3 protein-coding genes are annotated in these 4,177 nt (G+C 57.8%); all 3 read right to left on the bottom strand.

Annotation, left to right across the window (positions count from 1 at the left end; all coding sequences use genetic code 11):
• Positions 1 to 245 precede the first annotated feature (245 nt).
• Positions 246 to 1,100: a metal-dependent phosphohydrolase gene (locus tag JQ575_RS43835; protein WP_212039339.1), complete on the bottom strand. Its 855-nt coding sequence runs from the start codon at positions 1,098 to 1,100 to the stop codon at positions 246 to 248.
• 87 nt (positions 1,101 to 1,187) lie between these two features.
• Complete coding sequence (locus tag JQ575_RS43830) at positions 1,188 to 2,444, bottom strand: ABC transporter substrate-binding protein (protein ID WP_212039340.1); 1,257 nt, start codon at positions 2,442 to 2,444, stop codon at positions 1,188 to 1,190.
• A gap of 32 nt (positions 2,445 to 2,476) precedes the next feature.
• Positions 2,477 to 4,177: adenylate/guanylate cyclase domain-containing protein (locus tag JQ575_RS43825; RefSeq protein WP_212039338.1), on the bottom strand; the 1,701-nt coding region annotated here is incomplete at its 5' end.

Genomic DNA, 4,177 nt, shown 5'->3' with positions numbered 1-4,177 from the left:
TCAATGCGCTCCGAGCCCACCTTGCCGAGTTCGGCCTCGTTGCGGCGACAGGGCGCGAAGGTCTCGCGCAGCTTGCCCACCGGCCCTTTTGAGCGCGCAATTTTTGTTCGCAAGGCTGCATAGCCTGCTGGAGTTGTTTCCATGCGGCTATAACCTTCACAGGGTTGAGCTCTCAGGAAAGTACCGAGAAGCCGCCCGATCGCTCGATCTGGCGAGGGCCTGAGAGATCTCTTACGCTCGACTTTTTATCGCTGCGGCCCAGACAGGTTCACCTCGCGTTCAGCCCGAAAAACGTTGCTGTGGAGGTTCGCGATCCATTGGCGCCCCCTGGAAGTCGCATTGAGGTAGCGGATCGCAAGCTGTATTTGCGGCGCGACATTGGTCAAGTAGAACTGGGGGAATTTATAAACGATGTCGGCGGGGGTTGCGTAGCCTAGCTTGTTGTTCAGGCCGATCTCCTCGAATTCGTAAAAGAGAGCATTGGACTTCCGCATGTAATTTGGGTCGCCTAGCTGGCCGATCAAGTCGGCTGCCCGCAATAGTAGCCCTTCCTCTTCGTTAAGATCGTCGGTGTCGGCCTTCTGTGTCGTCTCATAGGGAAAGCGGGTGTAGTCGATCGCCTTGGCAATTCTCGACGCGTCAACTCCCTCCACCGCATCGAACCGTTCAATCACAAAAAGCTTTGAGCGATCGACGTGGTATGGCGCGAGCGCGGCGTCTGAAGATCCAACGGGCAACTGAATTTTGCGGCCGCTGACGTCCGCAACATACGCGTCGTCCTCGTCGCCCTGGACGATGCCGCGGACGTAACCGATGTCATGGGTCAAGCAGGCTAAGATGAAATTTGTGTAGTCGTCTGCCGTGGTGGCTCGTGCCAACGTGCGACCAATCAAGATGTCGTGGCCCACCAGGGTCACGAGCATCGTATGTTCGATGTTGTGGTACAATGCGTCACTGTTGCCAATGCACTCCAATGCCAGCTTGGCTGCAAAGGGCAGGAGCTCTGTCAATCCAGCCTGCGAAGCTACGAATCGACCTCTAGTCTCCTGCGCCAGGAATGAACCCAGTGCTTCCGCGGTGAGTTGAGGAATTGTGATCATCTTGGCTCCTCATGCTGTGGTTACGATCGACAAGGCAGTTTGCAGCGAACATATCTCGCTTGCGCCGTGCCGATCGAAGCAATCCTATCACCAATCCTTGTATGTCGGCTCGATGCACCCGCCGCAAACCCAGGGAAATGTCCAATCGGCGATGCGTCTGGCGCTCTCGGGAAGATATCTGCTCCAGACCGAAGCCTTGATCGGACTGATTGACCGCCAGACTACGTCATAGCTTCCGGAAGCTTCGAGCTTGCCGATCATGACTGGCTTGGAGAGATGATGATTGGTGTTCATCACAACCTCGAAACCGCTTGGTGCCCTTACGCGCTGGCCGTACATGGCTTGTCGGACCGCATTGACGTCGGCGGTGCCGGCCTGGCTGACGGCCTGCGCCCACATCCGAAAGCCGATAAAGGTCGCCTCCATCGCATCATTTGTGGTCTTATCCCGCTGTCCGTTGAAATCCGCCCACATTTTGATGAACGCGTCATTTTCTGCCGACTTGACGGACTGGAAGTAGTTTCGCACTGCCATGTGGCCTGCGAGCTTGCCGAGGTCCACGCTGCGCAGCTCACGTTCGCTGACGGAGAGCGCCATGACCGGTATTTTGCTGGCGTCGATCTGTTGCTTGATCAGTTCAGCGTACAAATGCGTGTTTGATTCACCGGTAACGGTCGAGATCACCGCGGTCTTCTTTCCAGCCGCGGCAAAGGCCTTCACGCTTTCAACTATCTCGCGCCAGTCGGACTGATGCGGCGACGCATAGATCGACGTAATGTCCTCCGGGGCCACACCCTCGACCGCGAGATAGGCGCTCAAGATCTGATTGGTCTTGCGCGGATAAAGATAGTCGGTCCCGAGCAGAAACCATCGGCGAACGTTGCCGCCCTCCTTGCTCATGAGATAACGGACCGCCGGAATGGACTGCTGGCTCGGCGCGGCACCCAAGTAGAAAATGGAGCGGGAGCTTTCTTCGCCTTCGTACTGAACGGGGTAGTAAAGCAGGCCGTTGTGTTGCTCGAAAACGGGGAGAACCGCCTTCCGGGAAAGCGAGGTCCAGCAACCGAATACCGCGGCGACCTTTTCCTTGACCAGCAGATCGCTGGCCTTCGCAGCAAACGCGCCCCAATCGGACGCGGGGTCAATGACGACCGGCTCCAGTTTCTTTCCAAGCAGCCCACCTTTCCCGTTCTGGTCCGCAATCAGCATGAGCACCGTGTCCTTAAGGACGGCTTCGCTGATCGCCATCGTACCGGTCAAGGAGTGCAAGATGCCGACCTTGATCGTGTCCTCGGCGGCGTGAGCGGTCGAAGCGACGAAGCTCACCCAGGCCGTGAACATCATCAACAGTATGACGCTAAAGGTCGGCTTCCGTTTCATAATGAAGCTCCGACCAGTTCAAAAATGCGGGTTTCTTTTGTCATGCCCTTGGCCACGACGGCATCCAGTGCTCTAAATACGAAGAGACCCTGAACTCGCCGGTATACATCTTCGCTGACCAGGATCGTTGTCCCGGTTTGCTTGTTCAGGCCCTCGAGACGGGCCGCCAAATTAACGGTGTTGCCGAGTGCCGTGTAATTCATGCGCTCGGTCGATCCGACATTGCCGACCACGGCTTCACCGACATGAATGCCGAATCTTGTAATGAACGGCTCCATGCCGTCAGCCTCGAATTCGGCGTTAAGTCGCTCACCGGCAGCCTTGGCCGCGAGCACCGCCCGGCAGGCGCGCGCAACGTGGTCAGGTTGCGGGTGTGGCGCATTCCAGAACACCATCACGGCGTCGCCAATAAACTTGTCGACGGTTCCGCCCTCGGCGAGAAACGCCTCCGTCATCGCGGAAAAGTACCGCGACGTCTGCCGCATCAGCACGTCAGGATCGGCCGACTCCGCAATGGTGGTAAAACCCTGGACGTCGGTAAATACCAGCGTGATGTCTTGCTTTGCACCGCCGAGCCTGGTCGAGATGGAATTATCAATCAAGCCGCGAACGATCTCCTTGGGGACAAAGTGCGCGAACGACCAGATCGCCCGCTGCGCCAGATTCATGGTGTTGCCGAGCGCGTGGATTTCCCTGATGTAGGACGTCACCGGCACCAGCTCGGGTTCGGACAAGGTCTGCAATTGTCGCGCCTGCGCTGTAATGTGTTGGATAGACCGGGACATCCGGCTGCCAAACATCCATACGACCGGAAGGAAGCCCGCGCCAACGAGGATCGCGAGAATGAGCCCGTTGAACTGGAGCCTGCGGACGTTCTGAACGAAGTCATCCTGGGCCGCCAGCATCAATATGCTGCCATTGTAACGTTCGCCCAGCGCGAACTTAGTCACTTTGAACAGGAAGCTTTTCCCCGTTCCGTCCTCAATATTTCCTTCGTGGTTGTCCTTGTTGTATGCACCGCGAATCACCGTGGCCAGGATTCCCGTATTAATTTCGTCGATGCTGGGCAACGACGATCGAGCCGGGTGCGTCATTGCGCTCGAAACCATATCTGAATATTCGGGGTGGGCGATGATCGATCCCGCCTGATCGAAGATCATCACCGTGCCATGTTGTCCCGGTCGCTGGGCCTGGACGAATTCGCTGAACGTATCGAGCTTGAGATCGGCCGCGATCACGCCCGGCACCTTGCCGCGCAGCGGCGCGCTGACGGTAATGACCGGCGCGCCGATACTGAAGGAAAGGTAGGGTTCTGAAACATTCGGCCGGTCTGCCTGCATCGTCGCCCAGTACCAGGAACGCTTGCGGGCGTCATAACCGTATTTCCACAGATCGATTTCATCGATCTCGTCGCCTTGCTTATCCTGGAAGATCCGCCGCAGCGGCAACTCACCTCCCGCGGTGGGGCGAATGAGGTTGATCGCAATGTCCGCATTTGCAGGCGCGCGCAAGCGCTCGCGCTGCTCTTCGGTAAGGTTGCTGATGCGCCGCACCTGCAGCCATGCGCCGTTCTCGAAGCCAGCATAGATGCTGTCCATCTGCGGCAATTCCTGCAGCGCTGCCTTGAACAGCGGAATGGCGCGGCCGGTCTCGCTTCGTTCATCTGAGTCGGCCACGCTTGAGCTGGTGGCCAGCAC

Source organism: Bradyrhizobium sp. JYMT SZCCT0428, assembly GCF_018131075.1.
Taxonomy (GTDB): domain Bacteria; phylum Pseudomonadota; class Alphaproteobacteria; order Rhizobiales; family Xanthobacteraceae; genus Bradyrhizobium.
The sequence above is the reverse complement of the archived record's forward strand: the minus strand, read 5'-3'. Positions and strand labels throughout refer to the sequence as shown.

Coding starts and splice junctions, on each gene's coding strand:
- JQ575_RS43835 (WP_212039339.1), bottom strand. CDS start 1,100: ATGATCACAATTCCTCAACTCACCGCGGAAGCACTGGGTTCATTCCTG.
- JQ575_RS43830 (WP_212039340.1), bottom strand. CDS start 2,444: ATGATGTTCACGGCCTGGGTGAGCTTCGTCGCTTCGACCGCTCACGCC.